General features: G+C 63.8%; 16 protein-coding genes. 5 read left to right on the plus strand and 11 right to left on the minus strand.

The window, feature by feature from the left end; genetic code table 11:
- Positions 1-32: 32 nt before the first annotated feature.
- On the minus strand, positions 33-2,708 hold the full coding sequence (locus SxD43FB_RS17260) for an HAD-IC family P-type ATPase (protein WP_096063283.1): 2,676 nt from the start codon (positions 2,706-2,708) through the stop codon (positions 33-35).
- 481 nt (positions 2,709-3,189) lie between these two features.
- Between SxD43FB_RS17260 and SxD43FB_RS17265 the strand changes: the two genes are divergently transcribed.
- Entirely contained in the window at positions 3,190-3,633 is a 444-nt protein-coding gene (locus SxD43FB_RS17265) for a hypothetical protein (RefSeq protein WP_096063244.1), read from the plus strand.
- 55 nt (positions 3,634-3,688) lie between these two features.
- Here SxD43FB_RS17265 and fabI read toward each other — a convergent pair whose 3' ends face one another.
- From fabI to nhaD, 6 genes are all read right to left on the minus strand, one after another.
- Positions 3,689-4,462, minus strand: coding sequence for an enoyl-ACP reductase FabI (gene fabI / locus SxD43FB_RS17270; RefSeq protein ID WP_096063284.1), 774 nt, complete (start codon positions 4,460-4,462; stop codon positions 3,689-3,691).
- Positions 4,459-5,667, minus strand: coding sequence for an acetate/propionate family kinase (locus SxD43FB_RS17275; protein ID WP_096063245.1), 1,209 nt, complete (start codon positions 5,665-5,667; stop codon positions 4,459-4,461). Before SxD43FB_RS17275 ends, fabI begins: the two co-directional genes overlap by 4 nt.
- Positions 5,664-7,106 (minus strand): bifunctional enoyl-CoA hydratase/phosphate acetyltransferase, encoded by a 1,443-nt coding sequence (locus SxD43FB_RS17280; RefSeq protein ID WP_096063246.1) that lies wholly within the window; start codon positions 7,104-7,106, stop codon positions 5,664-5,666. The genes SxD43FB_RS17275 and SxD43FB_RS17280 overlap by 4 nt, the downstream gene beginning before the upstream one ends.
- 3 nt (positions 7,107-7,109) lie before the next feature.
- The gene (locus SxD43FB_RS17285; RefSeq protein ID WP_096063285.1) at positions 7,110-8,870 is read right to left on the minus strand and encodes an alpha/beta fold hydrolase; all 1,761 of its coding nucleotides are present in this window, start codon (positions 8,868-8,870) and stop codon (positions 7,110-7,112) included.
- 126 nt (positions 8,871-8,996) lie between these two features.
- Entirely contained in the window at positions 8,997-9,119 is a 123-nt protein-coding gene (locus tag SxD43FB_RS25965) for a hypothetical protein (RefSeq protein ID WP_255245782.1), read from the minus strand.
- 151 nt (positions 9,120-9,270) lie between these two features.
- Complete coding sequence (gene nhaD, locus SxD43FB_RS17290; RefSeq protein WP_096063247.1) at positions 9,271-10,665, minus strand: sodium:proton antiporter NhaD; 1,395 nt, start codon at positions 10,663-10,665, stop codon at positions 9,271-9,273.
- Positions 10,666-11,369: 704 nt separating this feature from the next.
- On the opposite strand from nhaD, the gene SxD43FB_RS17295 reads away from it, so the two are divergent.
- The 4 genes from SxD43FB_RS17295 (at position 11,370) to cueR (ending at position 16,581) form a co-directional block, all read left to right on the plus strand.
- Entirely contained in the window at positions 11,370-11,942 is a 573-nt protein-coding gene (locus SxD43FB_RS17295) for an HdeD family acid-resistance protein (protein ID WP_096063248.1), read from the plus strand.
- Positions 11,943-11,971: 29 nt separating this feature from the next.
- Positions 11,972-13,570, plus strand: coding sequence for a phospholipase D family protein (locus SxD43FB_RS17300; protein ID WP_096063286.1), 1,599 nt, complete (start codon positions 11,972-11,974; stop codon positions 13,568-13,570).
- Between the two features lie 228 nt (positions 13,571-13,798).
- Entirely contained in the window at positions 13,799-16,174 is a 2,376-nt protein-coding gene (locus tag SxD43FB_RS17305) for a heavy metal translocating P-type ATPase (protein ID WP_096063249.1), read from the plus strand.
- Positions 16,171-16,581 (plus strand): Cu(I)-responsive transcriptional regulator, encoded by a 411-nt coding sequence (cueR, locus tag SxD43FB_RS17310; protein ID WP_096063250.1) that lies wholly within the window; start codon positions 16,171-16,173, stop codon positions 16,579-16,581. Before SxD43FB_RS17305 ends, cueR begins: the two co-directional genes overlap by 4 nt.
- A gap of 196 nt (positions 16,582-16,777) precedes the next feature.
- On the opposite strand, the gene SxD43FB_RS17315 is transcribed toward cueR, so the two are convergent.
- From SxD43FB_RS17315 to SxD43FB_RS17330, 4 genes are all read right to left on the minus strand, one after another.
- Positions 16,778-19,021, minus strand: coding sequence for a nitric-oxide reductase large subunit (locus tag SxD43FB_RS17315; RefSeq protein WP_096063251.1), 2,244 nt, complete (start codon positions 19,019-19,021; stop codon positions 16,778-16,780).
- A gap of 198 nt (positions 19,022-19,219) precedes the next feature.
- Complete coding sequence (locus SxD43FB_RS25970) at positions 19,220-19,351, minus strand: carbohydrate porin (protein ID WP_255245783.1); 132 nt, start codon at positions 19,349-19,351, stop codon at positions 19,220-19,222.
- 188 nt (positions 19,352-19,539) lie between these two features.
- Positions 19,540-20,319: a slipin family protein gene (locus SxD43FB_RS17325; protein WP_096063252.1), complete on the minus strand. Its 780-nt coding sequence runs from the start codon at positions 20,317-20,319 to the stop codon at positions 19,540-19,542.
- 1 nt (position 20,320) lies between these two features.
- A complete protein-coding gene (locus SxD43FB_RS17330; RefSeq protein WP_255245784.1) occupies positions 20,321-21,670 on the minus strand; it encodes a nodulation protein NfeD in 1,350 nt (449 codons plus the stop codon).
- Positions 21,671-21,745 lie beyond the last annotated feature (75 nt).

Here is a 21,745-nt window from a genome sequence, read left to right on the forward strand (position 1 = left end):
TTTCGCGTTTTCCAGTGAGAGGATGTTGCTGGTCACAACAGTTCCTCGAACCAGCCCAGGCGGCGCATCAGCAGCTTTTCAGCTTCGAGGAACAAGAAGAGCACGACGCCCAGGCCGACGATGAGGGCGCCGTCGGCAAGCCGCAGTGGACGGCTCTCGAAGATCGCCTGCATGAATGGGGCATAAGTGTAGAGCAACTGCGCGATGATCACGATGACGATCGCAGCGAGCACGGCCGGCGTGCCCAGCGCGCCCCGCCAGGTCATCGAGCGCATGTGCAGATAGCGCACATTGAAGAGATAGAATATCTCAGCCACCACCAGCATGTTGACCACCATGGTGCGCGCGGTTTCGAGATCGCGGCCCTGTCCGATCGTATGGAAGAACAGGCCGAGCGAGATCGCGGCCAGCAGGACGGACACCAGCAGCACGCGCCACAGCAGGAATGGGGAGAGCAGGGGGGCATTGGCCGACCGTGGCCGGCGCGTCATCGTCCCCGGTTCGCTGGGCTCGAACGCGAGAACCAGGCCCAGCGTGACAGCAAGGATGAGGTTGATCCACAGGATCTGCGTCGCGGTCATCGGCAGCGTGAAGCCGATGAGGATCGCGAGGACGACGGCGACCGTCTCCCCGCCGTTGCTCGGCAAGGTCCAGGTGATCACCTTGCGGATATTGTCGTAAACCGTGCGTCCTTCCCGAACGGCGGCGACGATCGACGCGAAATTGTCGTCGAGTAGCACCATCTGGGCGGCTTCCTTGGCCGCCTCCGTTCCCTTGTGGCCCATCGCCGTCCCGACATCGGCCTGTTTGAGCGATGGCGCGTCGTTCACGCCATCACCTGTCATCGCGACGATCAGTCCGTGCGATTGCAAGGCGCGGACGATGCGCAGTTTATGCTCGGGGCTGGTGCGGGCGAAGACATCGACGTCGAGAACCCGCTCGGCCAGCCCATCGTCGGACAGAAGTTCGAGCTCGGCGCCGGTCATGCCGCGCGGCGCTTCGCTGAGCCGCAGCTGGCGCGCGATGCTCAGGGCGGTCGCGAGATGATCGCCGGTGATCATCTTGACCGCGATCCCGGCGGAACGGCATTCGGCGATCGCGGCCTTCGCTTCCTCGCGCGGGGGGTCGATGAAGCCCATCATGCCGAGAAACTCGCCGCCGCAGCTCAGGTCATCGAATGACAGGCGCTCCTTTCGACCCTCCAGCCGCTTCATCGCGAAGCCGAGCAACCGTTCGCCATGCTCGGCCGCCGCGCCAATTCGCTGCTCCCAAAGTGCTGGATCAACGCCCGTGATCGCCATGACCGCTTCGGGGGCGCCCTTGACGAAGATGACCGCCCCGCCCGCCGGATCGGCATGAAGCGTCGCCATGAAGCGATAGGCGGGGTCGAACGGGATCTCATCGATCCGTTGCCATTCGCCGCGCAGATGATCGGGGTTGAAGCCAGCCTTCATGGCCAGCGCGACGAGTGCGCCTTCCATGGGATCGCCGTCGACTTTCCATTGCGCGGCATCCTTGCGGAGCGCGGCATCGTTGCACAGCAGCCCGCAGCGGATGATCGCGCTTGCCGCAGCGATCGCCGATGCGTCGTCGTCGGCGCCCTCGCTGGTCAGGCCACCTTCGGGTGCATAGCCCGATCCGCCGACGAGGATTTCGTCGCGCTCGATCAAGACCCGTCGCACCATCATCTCGTTGCGCGTCAGGGTGCCCGTCTTGTCGGAACAGATCACCGAGGTTGCGCCGAGCGTCTCGACGGCGGGCAGGCGGCGGATGACGGCGTTACGCACGGCCATGCGCTGCACGCCGATGGCAAGTGTTATGGTAATGACCGCTGGCAGACCTTCCGGAACGATCCCGACTGCCAGCGCGACAACGGCGATCAGCGCATCGACCCAGTGGAACTCGCGGACCAGCACGGCGAAGCCGAACAACAGGACCGCTCCCGCCATGACCAGCCAGGTGAAGCGCCGCGCGAAGCGGTTGATCTGGCGCAGCAGCGGCGTGGAGACATTATCGATGGCCTGCAAAAGGCTGCTGATGCGTCCGATCTGGGTCTGGACGCCCGTTGCCGCGACCACGCCGCTCGCCCGTCCCGCCGCGACCAGCGTGCCCGAGAAGGCCATGTTGCGCTGGTCGGCAATCCCTGCGGCGGTGTCCACCGGCTCGACGTCCTTCTCCACCGCCACGGACTCACCCGTTAGCGGTGCTTCATCGATCAGCAGGCCGCGGGCCCGCAGCAACCGCAGGTCGGCCGGCACCCGGTCGCCTGCCTCCAGCATGACGATGTCGCCCGGGACAAGGTCGGGCACCGCGACCGCGCGTCGTGCGCCGTCGCGCAAAACCGTCGCCTGGGGCGCGATCATATCGCGGATCGCGCCCAGCGCGTGCTCCGCCCTGCCTTCCTGGACGAACCCGACAATCGCGTTGACCAGCACCACGGCCACAATCACAGAAGCATCGACGAGATGGCCGAGCAAGGCGGCGGCGAAAGCGGCCGCGAGGAGGAAATAGATCAAGGCGTTGTTGAACTGCGCCAGGAAGCGCAGCAGCGGATGGACAGCGGCGGCGACGGGCAGTGTGTTGGGTCCGTGGATCCGCAGCCGTTTCTCGACTTCGATCTGGCTGAGGCCGGCGGGATCGCTGTCCAGACTGGAGATGACGTCTTCACCCGTAGAGGCGTGCCATGCCGATGATGTTTCCGGTTTCACCAATTCTGCCGATTTTCCGTGGATCCTCCAGACAGGATAGATGTCGGACACCTGCCGAATATACGGGATGTTACTAAGGCCGGAGGTGCGCCTACGGATAATTGCGTAATGCGTGTGCGAGCGGCCTGCCTCACCCTTGTTGAGAAAGGTAGCGACGTGACTGAGGCTGACGTTCCCTACTATCTCAAGCGCGTCTTGTTTCACCGGGCGCAGGGTCGGGCCACACGCTGCGCCGAGGCCCGGATTTGCCACGCCCAGCTCGTAACGGCCTATCAACGGCGTCTTGCGGCCCTGCGCGACGGGCGGACACGGTCCGATGCCCCCGTTTCAAGCGCGGCGTCGAATCGATCCGGATGGACATCTGACGGCCCTGCGAGCGCGGTGCATGCGCGAGTTACGTAATAATCCCGATGGCGCGTCATTCGTCGCGCGTTAGGCTTCAATTATCCGACACGACAAGCCAACTTCAGGAGTGACCCACATGGTCCAGCCCCTTGAGACTATCTTTGCTCTCGCGCAGGCAAATATTCGCCTTGGCCTCAAACTCACCGAGACGTGGCGGGAAAGCGGCCGGAAGCTGCTCGAGCTGAGCGGGCGCGGGGCATCGGAAGTTGCCGACGAAACACGGGCCGCTCTGACCACGGGCCTGTCCGGCAAGGAGGGCGTGTCGGTCAATAAATTCAACTCCCACTTGCAGGATCTGTTCAGCGAAGTCGAAACCGTGCGCGTTGCGGCCGCCGCGCAGGTCGAGGAAGCGGTCGGCGACTGGCGCAAGAATTTGGGCAACGCGGTCAGCGTCGATCCGAACGCCGCATTCGAAACCCTCATGAAGCCCTGGCTGGTACTGGCGACGCCAGCCACACCATGGCCCGTGCCCAAGAGGGCCGACGATGGTTCGAAGCCCGCCCAGCAGGGCCGTAAATAGCAGCGTGCGATCGCGGTGACCGCGACACGCTTCTATCTTGGAAAAGCTCCACGGCTTAGGCCAGCAGGTGCTGTCCGCCATCCACCGGAATGATCGTGCCCGTGATCCTGCGGGCCGCGTCGCTGACGAGGAACGCGGCGAGCGCGCCGACATCCGCGATATCGACGCGTTGCCCGGCAGGCGCGGTCGCAGCGGCCTTCTCGAGGAGTTCGTCGAATCGCTCGATACCGCTCGCGGCGCGCGTCGCGATCGGACCCGGCGAGATCGCATGGGCGCGGATGCCCTTGGGACCGAGTTCGGCCGCGACATAGCGCGTCGCGCTCTCAAGCGCGGCCTTCACCGGCCCCATGAGATTGTAGTTCTCCACCACCCGTTCGGAGCCATAGAAGGTGACGCACAACAGGCAGCCGCCATCGCCCATGAGCGGCTCGGCGAGCTTCGCCATGCGCAGGAAGCTGTGGCACGAAACGTCCATCGCCAGCGCGAACCCATCGGCCGAGCAGTCGACGACGCGCCCGTGCAGGTCCTCGCGCGGCGCGAAAGCGATCGAGTGGAGGAGGAAGTCAAGCCCGCCCCATTCGGCCTTCACCCGTTCGAACAGCGCCTCCAGTTGGCCCGGCTCGCGCACGTCGCAGGGCGCCAGCCATTCGACGCCGAGCCGCTCCACGACCGGCGCGACATAGGGCTTCGACGTTTCGTTGAGATAGGTGGCGGCGAGCCGCGCGCCGCACTGGGCAAAGGCCGCGGCGCAGCCGGCCGCAATGCTGCTCTCATTGGCGATGCCGACCACCAGCCCGCGCTTTCCCGCCAGGTCGACAAGCGGCTTCATGAGGCGATCCATCCATCTGGCCTTCCATCGGGCTTGAGCAAGGTCATGACATGGCCGGCGATGACCGCTTCCTCGTCAGTGGGAATGACACGGACGGCAACCTTGCTGCCTGGCGTGCTGATGAGCGGATCATTGCGGCGATTGGCATCGGGATCGAGCATCAATCCCGTCCAGGCAAGACAGTCGCAAATCCGCGCGCGGATGACCGGATCATTCTCCCCGATGCCCGCCGTGAACACCAGGCCGTCGAGACCGCCGAGCGAAGGAATGAGGCTCGCCGCCTGTCTGGCGGCCTGCCGCACAAACAGATCGATCGCCTCGCCGGCTTCCGGCGCGGCGCTCGCGTGGAGCGTGCGCATGTCGCTGGAAACGCCCGAGACGCCCAGCAGGCCTGACTGCTTGTAGAGCAGCGTCTCGACCTCTGCGACGCTCATACCCTGGTGTGTTTGCAGGTACAGGATGACGCCGGGATCGAGCGCGCCCGTTCGCGTGCCCATCATCAGTCCGTCGAGCGCGGTGAATCCCATGGTGGTATCGACGCTCGCGCCCCCGTTCATCGCACACAGACTGGCCCCATTTCCAAGATGCGCGGCGATGACGCGGCCGCCAGCGTACAGAGGATCGATATCCCGAAGCCGCCTGGCGATATGTTCGTAGGAAAGGCCATGAAAGCCGTATCGTCTCACGCCCTCCTCATGGAAAGAACGCGGGAGTGGCAGGCGGGTGGCAAGCGCCGGCAAGTCATGGTGAAACGCTGTGTCGAAGCAGGCGATCTGCGGAAGGTCGGGCGCCAGGGCACGTAGCGCGCGCACCGCCGCCAGATTATGGGGCTGATGCAGCGGCGCCAGCGGGATCAACGTCTCCAGCGCGCCAAGCAGGGCGTCATCGACGATCCGCGGCGCGGCGAACCGCACTCCGCCATGGACGATCCGATGGCCGATCGCGACGATCTGACGATCGCCAAGCTGCGTCGCCGCCCAGCCGAACAGATCCTCGAGCAGATGCGCATGCGAGATGGCGCTATCCGCCGGCCAGTCCCGCTCCAGGATGATCTCGCCATCGGCATTGCGGGCTTTGAGTCGCGGTCGCGAGCCGATCTCTTCGATCTTGCCGCCGGCGTCGAACGTCAGGGCGTCGTCGACAAGCCGGTAGAGCGCGAACTTGATGCTGGACGAGCCGGCGTTGAGGCTGACGATTGCCTTCATCGTGGGTTCGCTCCGAGTCCTGGCCCAAGTCCTGGCACGAGTCCCGGCGCGGCCTTGGGCGCGGCCCGTGCGAGCAGCACCGCCACCGCACAGGATGCGAGGCTGGTACGAAGCGAGTCGGATCGGCTCGTCAGAATGATCGGAACGCGCGCGCCAAGCACGACGCCAGCGGCGTCCGCGCCGCCCAGGAAAGTGAGCTGCTTGGCCAGCATGTTGCCAGCCTCCAGATTGGGAACCACGAGGATCTCGGCGCGACCCGCGACGGGCGAGACGATGCCCTTCTCCTTGGCGGCCTTCTCGCTGATCGCATTGTCGAAGGCGAGCGGCCCGTCGAGGACGCCGCCGCTTATTTGCCCGCGATCGGCCATCTTGCAGAGCGCGGCCGCATCGATCGTTGAGCGGATTGCCGGGTTCACCGTCTCCACGGCGGAGAGTATCGCGACCTTGGGGCACGCGATCCCGATGACATGGGCCAGATCGATGGCATTGCGGATGATATCGGCCTTGTCCTCCAGACTCGGCTCGATATTGATCGCGGCGTCGGTAATGATGAGCGGGGTGGGGTGGCCGGGCACATCCATGACATAGGCATGGCTAAGCCGCCGCTCCGTCCGCAGGCCCGTCGCCGAAGACACCACCGCCCCCATCAACTCGTCGGTGTGCAACGATCCTTTCATCAACAGCCGCGCTTCGCCCGCGCGGACCAATTCGACCGATCGGGCTGCTGCGGCGTGGCTGTGGGGGACGTCGACGATGCGAAAGGCGGCGATGTCCTTACCGGCCTCTTCGGCCGCTTTGCGAACACGGGCCTGGGGGCCGACGAGGATGGGCACGATCAGGCCGGCTTCGGCGGCCTCGACGGCCGCCAGAATCGCCGACACGCTGCACGGATGAACGACCGCAGTCGTCGCCGGCTCGCCGCCGCTTGTCTGCTCGATCAACCGGCGATAGCCGTCATGATCCGAGATTCTGACGTCAGGCAAGGCCATGCGCGGTCGCCGGACCTTCTCGGTCGGCGCCTTCACCTCGGCTTCGCCGCTGATCACTTCCTCGCCGCTCTGATTGACGCAGCGGCAGTCGAACAGGACGATAGTATGGTCCCGCTTCTCGCGCACCGTGACCGAGGCGATGATCGTGTCGCCAAGACTCACCGGCCGGTGAAAGCGCAGGTTTTGGGTGAGATAGATGGTGCCCGGACCCGGAAGCTGCGTGCCCAGCACGGCGGAGATCAGGCCGCCGCCCCACAGGCCATGGGCGATCACCCGCCCGAACAGCTCGCCGGCCGCAAATTCTGCGTCGAGATGGGCCGGATTGACGTCGCCCGAAACGAGAGCAAAGAGCTGGATATCCCGCTCTCCCAGCACGCGCGTGACGCTCGCCGTTTCTCCCACGGCGATCTCGTCGAAGATGCGGTTCTCGATCATGTCCACGATGCTCACGGCTCAGCGCTCCAGCACATAATGGCCGGGGGCATCGCACAGGACGGGACAATCTGCTTGCGCATTGCCCATCGAAGGCGGCGCCTTTCGTTCGCCCGAATGATCGCCCAGCCATGCGGCCCACTCGATCCACCACGAGCCATCATGTGGTTCCGCCTGCTCGAGCCAGGCGTCCGGATCGAGCGCGGGTGCGTCCTGCGCCCGCGTCGCGACATGATATCGACGGCGCGGATGCCCCGGTTCGGAAACGATGCCGGCATTGTGACCGCCGCTAGTCAGCACGAAACGGATCTCGGCGCCAGTCAGGCCGTGAAGTTTGTGGACCGAACGCCAGGGCGCGACATGATCGCGCTCGGTTCCCACCACGAAGCATGGCTGGCGCAGCGCAGCGAGGCTGATGGTGCGCCCATCGACCTTGAACCGGCCTTCCGCCAGATCGTCGCTCAGGAACAGTCGTCGCAGATACTGGCTATGCATCGCATAGGGCATCCGTGTCCCATCGGCGTTCCAGGCCATCAGGTCCGTCATCGGCTCGCGCTCTCCCATCAGGTAGGTTCCCAGGATGCGCGACCAGATGAGGTCGTTGGACCGAAGGATCTGAAAGGCGCCGCCCATCTGCGTGCTGTCCAGATAGCCCCGACCCCACATCATGTTCTCGAGCAGGTTGAGCTGCGCGTCGTCGATAAAGAGGCCGAGCTCGCCAGGTTCACTGAACTCGGTCTGCGCAGCGAGAAGGGTAAGCGATGCCAGCCGTTCGTCGCCATCGCGCGCCATCGCCGCGGCTGTGATCGCCAGCAGCGTACCGCCCAGGCAATAGCCCAGCCCATGCACTTTCTCAGTGCCAGTGATCGCAGTGATGGCGTCCAGCGCCGCCATCGGTCCCAGGCGCCGATAGGCATCCATATCGAGATCGCGGTCGGCGCTGCCGGGGTTGTGCCAGGAAATGGCGAAGACCGTGTACCCCTCGCTCACCAGCCAGCGGATGAGCGAATTCTCGGGTGACAGGTCGAGGATATAGTATTTCATGATCCACGCCGGCACGATCAGCACCGGCTCGGGATGCACCGTCCCGGTCGTCGGGCTATATTGGATCAACTCGATCAGCGCGTTGCGGAACACCACCTTGCCGGGGGTGATGGCGACCTGCTCGCCGACCTGGAACTTCTCTGCGCCAACCGGCGGCTCGCCTCGCGCGAGACGCTGCGCATCTTCAACCCAATGCATGGCGCCGTCGGCCAGGCATTTGCCTCCCGTTTCGATGATCCTGCCCTGCAGGACCGGATTGGTCGCGAGGAAGTTGGATGGCGCGAAGATGTCGAGAAACTGCCGCGCCGCGAAATTGACCATCTCCTCATGATGTCTGGACATTCCACCAATGCCGGTGGTCGCCGCATGCCACCATTGTTGCTGGAGAAGAAACGCCTGCGACATCAGGTCGAACGGCATTCGCTTCCAGGCCGGATCGGCAAATCGCCTGTCCTGGGGCAACGGCTCGATGGCCGGCGTTGCGACATTTCGCCCGATACGCCGCGCCGTGTAATCGGCAATGCGGCCGAACTTGCGACCCGCTTTGCTCGCCAGTTGAAGCTGCTTGCCCGGCGAGATGGCAAGATGGGCGCTCCAGTCCAGCAAGGCCTGCATCATCGTGACCGGCGAGAGGCCGTGCGTCATCTGCGCGACCGCTCCCGCCGAAGCGCGATCGAGCATCTGGGCAATGCCGTCGAGCGGGTCGGGTGCCGTCGTGGAAACGCTGCTATCGGTCATGGATCCTCCGGGATGCCTGTTCATGACCTGCTTGTCGCGACGCAGCATTACGTATTGTCCGCTACTCCAAGCCGCCGTTCATCGATCGATCCTACGGTTCGCGTGAACACAGGGATTGAGCACTACTCAAATCCGCATCGTGGCCGCCCCTGCTGGCTGTGTCCCTGATAGCACTGGCTGGCGCCTGCGCATCTGCCGCGCCAGCGCGATCAACTCTTCGCGCGACAGATCGTCGAGATCGTCATCCATGCCGGTTCCTCCGTTAGGGGGAAACCCCGGCGCGGAAGGCGCGTTCCCACTAGGAGACCCGATCGTCGAGCGCCTTGGCGATCCCGGAACGGTCGGTCGAGGGGTCGATCCTCGCGCCAGGCCGCGATGTTCTTCTCGTCGCTCCCGAGGGCTACATGTGTGCGGCGTTGACCCACAGATGGGTCATGATGCTCGCCACATAGCCCAGGGCGATGGCCCAGGACCATCGAAGGTGGTTCATGAACGTATAGTGGTTGCGCACTATCCCCATCAGCACGATGCCGGCCGCGCTGCCGATCGACACCAGGCTGCCGCCAACGCCCGTGCTGAGGGTGACGAGCATCCACTGGCCGCTCGACATGTCCGGGTTCATGGCGAGTACGGCGAACATCAGCGGGATGTTGTCGAAGGCGGCGCCGAGCACGCCGATCGTGATGTTGGCGGTGGTCGGCCCCAAATCGCCGTAGAGATAGTTCGACGCCAGCGCGAGATAGCCAGCGACACCAAGTCCCCCGACGGCGAAGATGATGCCGAAAAAGAACAGGAGCGTATCCCACTCGACGTGGCGCATGACCCGAAAGGAGTCGAATGCGATCGTTTCGTCGCCGCGGCGGCGGCCGATCGTCTGCAGAGCGTAGGCGTACATCTGCAGATAGCCGAGGCCCAGCATCATTCCCATCGCGGGCGGCAGTCCGATGACGCTCTTGAAAAGGACGGCCGTTGCGATCGTTGCGAGGAACAGCAGGATCACCACGACTCCTCCGGACTTCAACCGCGTGGTTTCGTTCACCGGTTCCGGCGCTCCTTTCGGTACGCTGAAATGCATGAAGGCGGCCGGCACGAGGAAGTTCACGAGCGAGGGGAGGAAGAGATTGAAGAATTCCAGAAACTGCAACTTGCCTTTTTGCCATACCATCAGCGAGGTGATGTCGCCGAACGGCGAGAAGACGCCGCCCGCATTGGCCGCTACGACGACGATGATGCAGCCCATCACGATGAATTGGTAGCTGCCCACCCCGACGGCTACCACCACGGCGCCCAGCACCAGCGCGGTGGTGAGGTTGTCGATGATGGGACCGAAAACGAATGCAAGCCCGCCAATGAGCCAGAAAAGTTGCCGATAGCTGAGGTTCCGGCTGACGAGCGTGGATCTCAGCGCGTCGAAGACACGCCGCTCCCGCATCGTGTTTACATAGGTGATCGCCACTATGAGGAACAGCATCAGTTCGCCATAATCGAGGATCACATGCTTGGCCGCAGCCTCGAGCGCCGCGCTCTCGCCACGCGAAGCATAGACGATGCCAAGCAGCGCCCAGATGATGCCTGCCGCCAGCATCACCGGTTTCGACTTGCGCATGTGGGTGGCCTTCTCGATGGCCACAAACCCGTAAGCGACGAAAAAGATCAGCAGCGCCAGATAGCCTACCGGATGACGGGTCAGGTCGATGAGAGACCCTGTTTCCAGCGCATAAGCCGGAGAGGCAACGAGTAAAGGGAGCAGTACGAGCATAGCCAAGAGCCACAACCGGCTACGAACGCGCTTCATCCTATCTCCCTTCAATGTGATGAAAGCCGAAGCCGATCATCGGCCGAATCTCTGTTTGGGCGCAAGAGTCGCCGCCGGTGGCCGAGCAGGACAGCCTTATACGCGTTGTCCCGTGTTCAATTCGAGGACCTGAGTCATAGGCCGGCTGATCTGGCAATGGCAGGAGTACTTTGCCGAAGAGGGCGTCGCCGGCCTGTTGCGCTACAAGATCCGACCGTCCGTCAAGGGCTGGCGCCTGCGGGGGCCGGACGGGTCGGAACGGATCGTCCTCCTCAACAAGAGCAAGTCCGAACCGGCGAGCGTGGCCATTGCGACCGAGGCGAGGGGAGGCGAACTCCGCCGTCTTCTCGCACCTGCTTTCACGCGACGGAGGGCGTGATCTGGGCCGGCCAGACCTTTGACGGATCGACCGACGGCAAGGCCTCGCGGCAAGCCCGCCGTCGAGGCCCTCGCAGCGGTGTCCGGGCGCATCGCGGTCGATCTCCCGACGGCCAGCGGGGCGCTCCTGACACTCTCTCAGGCCTCTTGGGCGTAGGGTCCGGGCGTGCGGCGCAGTATTATCCAATCGGGGCGGGCATATCGGTGGCATTCATAAAGCACATCGATGAAACTCATGACTGCTCGTGTCAGAATATATCGATACTTTCACGAAACAGGTCTTAACCAGTCAATGGTCGTCGAGGCGCAGGCAAGGAGCCAATCTTATGACGAATGCCAGTTCAAACGGACAAGCAACGCATTCCGGCCATGGTAAAAAGCCTGCAACAGGCTGGGGCTGGATCCTCGCCTATGGCCTGATCGTGATTGTGATCGGTCTGTTCGCTCTCATCAATCCGCTGGCTACGGGGTTGGCGACCGGCATCCTGCTCGGCGTGATGCTTGTCGTCTATGGCGTCGCGGCGATGGCGGCCGGGCTGTCGTCTCTCGCGTCCCGAGCGCGCTGGATCGAACTGTTGCTCGGACTTCTGGGCGTTCTCGTTGGCGTAGTCACCATCTTCAATCCCTTTGCCGGTGCGCTGTCATTGGTTCTGCTGATCGGCGCATGGCTTCTGGTCAGCGGAATCTTCCAGATCGTGAGTGCGGTCAGGGTGGCGCATGACCGCCTCTGGCGGCTGCTTCTGGGGGCTGTGGACGTTGTCCTCGGCGGGCTGTTGCTGTTCAGCGGGCCGGGCACAGGATTGGTATTTCTCGCCGTCGTCGTCGGCGTCAGCTTCCTGTTTCGTGGCGTCTTCCTTATCGTTCTGGCGCTTGGGCTACGAAAATTGGGGCGCGTCTGATTCAGCCTCCCCGTCGTCGCAGATATTTGGTGCTGATCCTTCAGTGTCTGGGCGCGCTGGCCGTCCTGCTGCTGGCGGCGGGTATCGCGATCCGCTTGCTCTATCCGCTGCCCGCGCTTGAGCCCCGGACATCGTCGACGCATTTCACCGATACCGCCGCCACACCGCTTGGTCGCGGCATCGCGCGCTTGTCCCCGGGCGAGGCAGGTCATTCCGGCCTGCATATGCTGAAAGATGGTCGAGAGGCCTTCGCCGCCCGCATCCTGCTGGCGCGCGCCGCCGTGCGTAGCCTCGATATCCAATATTATATCTGGCACGGAGACCTGTCGGGCACATTGATGCTGAAAGCGGTGCGCGAGGCCGCGGACCGCGGGGTGCGGGTGCGGATGCTGCTGGACGATAACGGCATCGCCGGAATGGATGCCGTTCTGGCGGCGCTGGACCGGCATCCCAATGTCGAAATCCGCCTGTTCAATCCCTTCGTGCTGCGGCGTCCGAAGATGCTTGGCTATCTCGCCGATTTCCCGCGCCTGAACCGGCGCATGCACAACAAGAGCTTCACCGCGGACAATCAGGCGACGATCATCGGCGGCCGCAATATCGGCGATGAATATTTCGGTGCGCGCGATGATGCGCTGTTTGTCGATCTCGATGTGCTCGCTGTCGGTCCCATCGTCGAGCATGCGTCCAGCGATTTCGATCGCTACTGGTCGAGCCGCTCCGCCTATCCCGCCGACCGCATCCTCCCGGCCGTTCCGGTCGACGAACTGGGCGGGCTTTCGCGGCAGGCGTCGCTGGCCGGGCGCGAGCCCGCCGCCCGCGCCTATGTCGAGGCGATCCGGTCGCTGCCCTTTATCGACCAGACCCTGGCGGGGACCCTGCAGCTGGAATGGGCGCCCGTGCGCATGGTCAGCGACGATCCCGCCAAGGGTATCGGCAAGGCCCCAAAGGAGGGGCTGCTGGCTCCGGCCCTGCGCGAGGCGGTGGGCGATCCGCAACGGGAGGTCAGGCTGGTCTCGGGCTATTTCGTGCCTGGCCAGGCAGGTGTCGATGCTTTCTCCGCACTCGCCGCGCGGGGCGTCGATGTGGCCATTTTCACCAACGCCTTCGAAGCGACGGATGTGTGGGTGGTGCATGCAGGTTATGCGGAACGCCGCAAGGCCCTGCTCAAAGCCGGCGTCCGGCTTTTCGAGATGCGCGGCCCGGACCGCGCCGACGGCCAGCGCGTCAGGCGCAAGTTGATCGCCACCGGGTCGGGCAGCGGCGCCGGCAGCGAAGGCCCGGTGCTGCGCTCCAGCGGCTCGACGCTGCATGCCAAGACTTTTTCGGTGGATGACGAAAGGCTGTTTATCGGCTCGTTCAACTTCGATCCGCGATCGATGCACCTCAATACCGAATTGGGCTTCGTGATCGAAAGCCCGGTGCTGGCGGCCACGGTCTCCCGCGCATTTCAGGTGGAAATCCCGGCAGATGCCTATGAAGTTGTTCTCGCGGAGGGTGGCCAGCTCAACTGGCTGGAACGCACATCGGGCGGCGTGCGCGTACATGTGACCGAACCGGGAACCAGCCAGTTCCAACGCTGGGGTATCAGTGTGCTGTCGAGATTACCTATTGAATGGCTGCTTTAAGTCGCATCCCATGTCGAGGCGCTCGCGGACCGGATTGACGATCGCTTGCCAGCCCTGGTCGAAAAGAGCGGAATTCAACAAGGTCAGGAACTGGAAGGTTTTAAGTAGGGCGCACGGCGCCTTCGCGTCGATGCGACTATCGCGTCTGACGCCTTGTCAAGGTCAGTCGCTATTGACTCTGACATTGTGTCAAGCTCGAGATTGACAGGCGCTTGAAGGAGACAGTTTATGGCCGAGTCGAAACATAGCGCGCATTCCGCGACCCATGGCTGTTGTGGAAGCCATGGGGAGCGCGGCAAGGACTATTCCGTGGGCTCGGTTGTCGATCCGGTTTGCGGCATGACCGTCGATCCACAGAAGACTGCGCATCATGCAACCCATGCCGGCCATGATTATCATTTTTGCAGCGCCAGCTGCCGAGAGAAGTTCGTCGCCGATCCGGAATATTACATGAGGAAGTCTGCCGATCAGGTCGCGGATGCCCCGTCGGGGACGATCTGGACCTGCCCGATGCACCCCGAGATCCGGCAGGACCATCCTGGCCCCTGCCCCATCTGCGGCATGGGGCTGGAGCCGGAACTGGTCACCGCCGACGCTGGACCCAGCGCCGAACTGATCGACATGTCGCGTCGGTTCTGGATCGCACTGGCGCTGACTCTCCCCGTCTTCGTCCTTGAAATGGGCAGTCATCTCTTTCCGGCGCTGCATCATCTCGTGCCGCAGAAGCTGTCGACCTGGATTCAATTTGCGCTGGCGACGCCGGTGGTGCTGTGGGCGGGCTGGCCATTTTTCGAGCGCGGCTGGGCCTCGCTGAAGACGCGCAATCTCAACATGTTCACGCTGATTGCGATGGGGACGGGTGTCGCGTGGGGCTATAGCGTCGTTGCGGCACTGGCGCCCGGCATTTTCCCCGCCGCTTTCCGGGCCGCCGATGGGTCGGTCGCCGTCTATTTCGAAGCGGCGGCCGTGATCACCACTCTGGTGCTGCTCGGGCAGGTCCTCGAACTGCGCGCGCGCGAGCGGACCTCCGGCGCGATCAAGGCGCTGCTCAACCTCGCGCCGAAAACCGCGCGGCGTATCACCGGGGATGGCAGCGAAGAGGAAGTCTCGCTCGATCTGATTGCGGTCGGCGACCGGCTGCGGGTGCGGCCGGGCGAGAAGGTGCCGGTCGATGGCGTGGTCGAGGAAGGTCGCTCGGCGCTCGATGAATCGATGGTGACGGGCGAATCCATGCCGGTCACCAAAACGGTCGCCGACGTGGTGATCGGCGGGACGATGAACCAGAGCGGCGCGCTGGTGATCCGTGCCGACAAGATCGGGCGCGACACCATGCTGGCGCGCATTGTCCAGATGGTCGCCGACGCGCAGCGCTCCCGCGCCCCGATCCAGCGCATGGCCGATCAGGTCGCCGGCTGGTTCGTGCCGGCGGTGCTGGCGGTCGCGGTTGTCGCTTTCGTCGCCTGGGGCATCTGGGGACCAGAGCCACGCCTGGCGCACGGACTGGTCGCGGCGGTAGCGGTGCTGATCATCGCCTGTCCCTGTGCGCTGGGGCTGGCGACGCCGATGTCGATCATGGTCGGTGTCGGGCGCGGTGCGGGACTCGGCGTCCTCATCAAGAATGCCGAGGCTTTGGAGCATATGGAGAAAGTAGACACGCTGGTGGTCGACAAGACCGGGACGCTGACCGAGGGGAAGCCCGCCGTTACCCGGATCATCGCGGCGGACGGATTTGAGAATGAGGAGCTGTTGCGGATTGCCGCCGGTGTCGAACGTGCGTCGGAACATCCTCTGGCGCTGGCGATCGTTAACGCGGCGATGGACCGGAACATCGACATACCACCCGTCAGCGACTTCGATTCGCCGACGGGCAAGGGCGCGCTGGGTATGGTCGAAGGCAAGCGGATTACGTTGGGCAATGCCCGCTTCCTAAGTGAGGCCGGGATCGACACCTCGTCCCTCGCCGCGCAGGCCGACCAGCTTCGCGCGGACGGCGCGACCGCGATTTTCATGGGCGTGGACAGCAAGGCCGCCGGGATCTTCGCCATTGCCGATCCGATCAAGCAGACGACGGCCGAAGCGCTGGCCGCCCTGCGCGCCGATGGCATCAAGGTGGTGATGCTGACCGGCGACAATCGCACAACGGCCGAAGCGGTTGCGCGTCAGCTCGGCATCGATGCCGTCGAGGCCGATGTGCTGCCCGATCAGAAAGCGGCTGTCGTCGCGCGGCTGAAACAGGAAGGGCGGATCGTCGCAATGGCGGGTGACGGGGTCAATGATGCGCCGGCGCTGGCGACAGCCGATGTCGGCATCGCGATGGGGCCGGGCACCGACGTCGCCATGGAAAGCGCGGGCGTGACCTTGCTCAAGGGTGATCTCATCGGGATCGTTCGTGCCCGCCAGCTCAGCCAGGCGACGATGTCCAATATCCGGCAGAACCTGTTCTTCGCGTTCGTCTACAATGCCGCTGGCGTGCCGATCGCGGCGGGGCTGCTCTATCCGGTCTTTGGCATCCTGCTCTCGCCGATGATCGCGGCGGCGGCGATGGCGCTGTCGTCGGTCAGCGTCGTGACCAATGCGCTGCGCCTCAATCGGGTACGGTTGTGAATATCGGTGCGGCCTCGAAGGCGAGCGGCGTCTCGCAGCGGATGATCCGCCATTATGAGAAGATCGGCCTGATCCCGGCGCCGCTACGTCGGGACAGCGGCTATCGCGATTATGCCGATACCGATGTTCACCGCCTGCGGTTCATCGCCAATGCCCGTGATCTCGGCTTTCCGATCGAGGATATCCGCGGTCTCCTTGGGCTATGGAGCAACAGCCAGCGCGCCAGCGCCGAGGTGAAAGCGCGGGCGATCGCCCGCGCCGAGGAACTGGGGCGTAAGGCCGAGGCGCTTCAGGCGCTGCGCCGGACGCTGCTGGAACTGGCCGAACGCTGCCACGGCGACGACCGGCCAGACTGCCCGATCATCGAGCGAATATCCGGCGAGGGCGGCACAACCGGAAACATGTAGCGGAAGCCTGGTTCCGGAGAATCGCCGCATTCAGGAACCGTTCGCGCCGGGATAGCCGAATAGCAGTTCATGTTGGTGCCAGACGGGCAACACCATTGCGCTCGACAGCGTCCAGCCACGGCACGATTACGATGAGCGCCCAGACTGCGCCGCCCGGAAACAGCCGCAAGCTCCCCTGAAACCCTCGCGCCCTTTGTCATACACGCGCGCCTTTTCGCCACAGGCCCAGCACCACCACCTGCCAGGCGATCGCCACAGCGCCGATGATGAACACGACATCGCCGAACGTCCGGATCCAGCGCAAGGTTTCGAGGAAGGGCTGCTGCAGGAAGGTGTCGCTGCGCGCATACCACATGCCGACGCTGGTGCTTGCCTGGAACTGGAATAGCCCGACCGGCAGCAGGCTGGTGAAGATCATCAGCACCAGACCGGCGTTCAGGCTCCAGAAGCCGGTTTTCATCAACCGTTCGTTGAACAGGATGTCGGACCGCAGATAGCGCAGGATCAGAAGCACGAAGCCCAGCGACAGGAAGCCATAGACGCCGAACAAGGCGGCATGGGCATGGACGGCGGTGGTGTTTAGGCCCTGTAGATAGAACAGCGCCACCGGCGTATTGATCATGAAGCCGAAGACGCCGGCGCCGAGCATGTTCCAGAACGCCACCGCCACAAAGCACATCAGCGGCCATTTCACCCGCTGCATCCACGGCGCGCGATCCTTGTAGCTCCAATGCTCCCACGCCTCATAGCCGAGCACGATCAGCGGCACGACCTCGAGCGCGCTGAACGCCGCGCCGACCGCCATCACCGGGGTGGTGGTGCCGGAAAAATACAGGTGGTGGAAGGTGCCGGGCACGCCGCCAACCATGAACAGCGACGCTGACGCCAAAGCCGCGACCGTTGCCATGCGGCGCGAGACCAGCCCCATGGAAGAAAAGATGAAAGCCAATGCGGTGGTTGCGAAGACTTCGAAGATGCCCTCGACCCACAGATGCACCACCCACCAGCGCCAATATTCCATGATGGTGATGTGGGTGCGTTCGCCGTAAAACAGGCCAGAGCCGTAGAACAGCCCGATGGCGACGACCGACAGGCACAGCAGCCCAATGAGATTCTTGTCGCCGCCGCCGCGCATTGCCGGGATCATGGCGCGCAACATCAGCAGCAACCAGAACAATATGCCGATGAACAGCGCGATCTGCCAGAATCGGCCGAGATCGAGATATTCATAGCCCTGATGGCCAAACCAGAAATTCAGTTCGGGCGGCATGATCTGCGCGATGGCGAAGAAATTGCCGGCATAGGAACCGACGACGACAATAATCAGCGCCGCGAACAGAATATGGACGCCAAGCGCCTGATATTTTGGGTCCTTGCCGCCGTTGAGGACTGGCGCAAGGAACAGCCCCGCCGCCAGAAACGCGGTGGCGATCCATAATATGGCGCTCTGGACGTGCCATGTACGGCTGAGAGAATAGGGGAGCCACGACAGGTCGAGGCCGTAAAAACCCTGCCCCTCGATGGTGTAGTGGGCGGTCAGGCCGCCGAGAAACACCTGAAACACGAACAGCGCCATGACGACGAACAGATATTTCCCGACCGCCTTTTGCGACGGCGTCACCCCGAGCGACAGGATCGGGTCGTGCGCCGGGGCTTGTGGGTCAGGCTCGTGGCTGCGCAAGAATGCCCAGCCCCAGATCAACGCGCCAAGCCCGGCGATCAGGATGATGACGCAGGCCAGCGACCACATGATATTTTCGGGGGTGGGGTGATTGCCGATCAGCGGCTCGGGCGGCCAGTTGTTGGTATAGGTCGCATCTGTCCCCGGCCGCTCGGTGGCGGTGGCCCAGGCGGTCCAGAAAAAGAAATGGGTCAGGTCCTCCCGCCGTCCTGGGTCGGGCAGCGTGTTTTCCTTCATGGCGTAATTGTCGCGCCGCTGTTGCAGCGCCGGGTCGTTGCCGTAGAGTCGCTGATAATAATCCGCCACTTCGGCCATGGCACGCGCGCGCCGGTCGGAAACGGTCAGGGTGCTGGTGTCGGGGTCGTAGGTGTTGCGGCGATATTCCTGCTTCAGCCAATAGGTGAGCTTTGCCTGCTCTCCGGGATCGAGGGCGTCAAACGGCTTGCCCTCGGTTTCCCGCGCCGTGAGATCGAGCCATGCGAGCAGTTCGCGATGCAGCCAGTCGGCCGACCAGTCGGGCGCCTGATAGGCGCCATGCCCCCAGATCGACCCGATCTGCATGCCCCCGGTGCTTTGCCATGCCGTCTGTCCGTCGAGGATATCGTCGCGGGTCATCAGCACTTCGCCGCCGGCCGATACGACCTGTTCGGGGATCGGCGGTGCCTTGCGGTAAAATTCGGTGCCGTAAAAACCCAGGATGCTAAACGTAACCACGAGGACCGCGATCAACGTCCACCACAGCTTCCGATATTCCCCCAAGGCAGATCCCTTACCAATCGTGCGAATCAGTCAACCATAACAGATTGAAGGGTCGCTGTTGGTGACACCCACGTTTCTTGAGAGAAATAATCAACGGCGGCATTCCCTGCCCGGCAACAGGGTTCAGTACCCATGCTCCTGGTTGTTGGGCCGGCTAGCCGGATGGGCATGGAACCGCCCGGGAAACGGACTGGTCCTTCAGAACTGCGTCTTGGTTTGCCCGCCAAGCGCGAGGGCATTCGGGGGTCGGCGATAGCTGAACGCGCCGGGCTTGAGGATATACTGGATATCGGGCCGGATGCTGAGCCAGCAGCCGAAGCTGCAAGCCATAGCTCAGTGCGATCGCCGCCTCTCCGGCGGGAAGCGCAACATAGCCGCCGGGCAGGGATGTCGCCGCAATGGGCCATAGACCAGTCGATGGGCTCGCCATGATGCGCCAAACGCGCACAAGCCGGGCATACCATGACGCTCAATCTGCGAGCAAAATGGAATTCTGCTCAAACACGGTCATCGCGGCCTTAGTCGTCACTCCGAACTCCACGCGGGACGGCGTTCAGGAAATCCTTCAAGTCCATCGGGAAGGGAAAGACGATCGTCGAGCTGCGCTCGTTGGCGATCACGTTCAGCGTGGACAGATAGCGCAACTGCATGGCCTCGGGGCGCTGGCCGAGGATTTCCGCGGCTTCGAGGAGTTTCTGCGCCGCTTGCTGCTCGCCTTCGGCATTGATGATCTTGGCGCGTCGTTCGCGCTCCGCCTCGGCCTGGCGGGCAATGGCGCGGACCATCGATTCATCGATGTCGACATGCTTGATCTCGACGTTGGCGACCTTGATCCCCCAGGCGTCGGTCTGCGCGTCGAGGATCTTCTGGATGTCGGCGTTGAGCTTGTCGCGTTCGGCCAGCATGTCGTCCAGCTCATGCTTGCCGAGGACCGAGCGCAGCGTGGTCTGGGCCAGCTCGCTGGTCGCTTGCATGAAATTCTCGACCTGGATGGTAGCCCGTTCCGGATCGATCACCCGGAAATAGATCACCGCGCTGACACGGACGGAGACGTTGTCGCGCGAAATCACGTCCTGCGTTGGCACGTCGAGCACGATGGTCCTCAGATCCATGCGGACCATCTGCTGGACATAGGGGACGAGCAGGATGAGGCCGGGGCCCTTGACGGCGGTGAAGCGGCCGAGAGTGAAGATGAGGCCGCGCTCATATTCGCGCAGGACCTTGATCGCCGCCGTCAGGAACAGGAGGATCAGGATAATCGCCGGAATGTAATAAGCCAGGCTGCCCAGCATGTTCATCCTACTTCTCCTCGGGTTGCATTGAATTATCGATGGGCACCGTTTCGATGCGCGTCACGTCGAGCGTCAGGCCGTCGAGATTTGTCACACGCACCGGCGTGTCGGCGGTCATGTCGCCGTCGCTCGCCGCCTGCCAGCGCTCACCATGCACGAAGACATGGCCTCTGCCGTTGTTCCAGTCGAGGACCGTTCCCGCCGCGCCGATCAGCTCTTCCCGGCCGCTGACGATCTTTCGTCGCTGCGAAGTGAATGCCAGGCGCGCGAACACAACCGTCATCGCCAGGCTGGTGATCGCGACCGCGCCTATGGCTGGCCAGCTGATCTGGAACTGGGGCACATCGGTATCGATCAGGATCGCGCCGCCGAGCATGAACGCTACCAGCCCGCCGATGCCCAATATCCCGAATGACGGTGAGAAGGCTTCCGCCACCATCAGCCCTATACCGAGCAGGATGAGCGCAAATCCGGCGTAATTCACCGGCAGGGCGGCAAAGGCATAGAAGCCGGTGAGCAGGCAGATCGCGCCGATCGTCCCGGGATAGAGCGCGCCAGGATTCATGAACTCGAACATCAGGCCATAGATGCCGATCATCATCAGGATCAGGGCGATGTTGGGATTGGTGATCGCGCTGAGAAACTGGGTACGCCAGTTCGGCGGCGCATCAACCAGGGTGAGGCCGCGCGTCGCGAGCCTGACCTCGCGTCCTCCGGCGGTCACCGTCCGCCCGTCGATCTGGGCGAGAAGATCGGCGCGGTCGCGGGCGACAAGATCGATGACGTTCTGCTTGCGGGCCGCGCTGGCTGACAAGCTCGCGGCGGTTTTCACAGCAGCTTCCGCCCAGTCCGCGTTGCGTCCCCTGAGCTCCGCGAGCGAACGGATATAGGCAATGGCGTCGTTGCGCGCCTTCGCTTCGCTTGCATCTTCCGATTTGGGCGCTGCTTCCTTGCCCTTTTCCGCATTGTCCGGCGGCGCGGAAAGCGGGTTTCCGCCGCCACCAATCTGGACGGGCGTGGCCGCGCCAAGATTGGTGCCCGGCGCCATCGCGGCGATATGGCTGGCATAGAGGATATAGGTCCCGGCGCTGGCAGCACGGCCGCCGCTCGGACTCACATAGGTCACCACCGGGACCGGAGAGCGCAGGATCTCCTGGATGATTTCGCGCATGGAGCTGTCGAGACCGCCCGGCGTGTCCATCTGGATGACGACGATCGGCGCGCGATCGGTGGCGGCGCGCTCGAGGCCGCGGACGATATAGTCGGAGGTCGCCGGGCCGATGGCGCCTTCGATGAACAACACCGGCGCCGTGCGTCCGGCCTGCGCCGAACCCGGCGACGTCCACAGCAGCAGCACGCCGAAGATCAAGCCGAGCAGAGCCAGGGCAGGCCGCCACGGGCGGAAGGCTGATCCGGTGCGCGCGATTACTGG

The organism is Sphingobium sp. D43FB (genome assembly GCF_002312805.1).
Taxonomy (GTDB): Bacteria; Pseudomonadota; Alphaproteobacteria; order Sphingomonadales; family Sphingomonadaceae; genus Sphingobium.

Bases quoted from the DNA above. Each gene is read 5' to 3' on its own strand.
- SxD43FB_RS17265 (WP_096063244.1), top strand. From the start codon at position 3,190: ATGGTCCAGCCCCTTGAGACTATCTTTGCTCTCGCGCAGGCAAATATT.
- fabI (WP_096063284.1), bottom strand. From the start codon at position 4,462: ATGAAGCCGCTTGTCGACCTGGCGGGAAAGCGCGGGCTGGTGGTCGGC.
- SxD43FB_RS17275 (WP_096063245.1), bottom strand. From the start codon at position 5,667: ATGAAGGCAATCGTCAGCCTCAACGCCGGCTCGTCCAGCATCAAGTTC.
- SxD43FB_RS17285 (WP_096063285.1), bottom strand. From the start codon at position 8,870: ATGACCGATAGCAGCGTTTCCACGACGGCACCCGACCCGCTCGACGGC.
- SxD43FB_RS25965 (WP_255245782.1), bottom strand. From the start codon at position 9,119: ATGGATGACGATCTCGACGATCTGTCGCGCGAAGAGTTGATCGCGCTG.
- nhaD (WP_096063247.1), bottom strand. From the start codon at position 10,665: ATGAAGCGCGTTCGTAGCCGGTTGTGGCTCTTGGCTATGCTCGTACTG.
- SxD43FB_RS17295 (WP_096063248.1), top strand. From the start codon at position 11,370: ATGACGAATGCCAGTTCAAACGGACAAGCAACGCATTCCGGCCATGGT.
- SxD43FB_RS17305 (WP_096063249.1), top strand. From the start codon at position 13,799: ATGGCCGAGTCGAAACATAGCGCGCATTCCGCGACCCATGGCTGTTGT.
- SxD43FB_RS25970 (WP_255245783.1), bottom strand. From the start codon at position 19,351: ATGGCTTGCAGCTTCGGCTGCTGGCTCAGCATCCGGCCCGATATCCAG.
- SxD43FB_RS17325 (WP_096063252.1), bottom strand. From the start codon at position 20,319: ATGAACATGCTGGGCAGCCTGGCTTATTACATTCCGGCGATTATCCTG.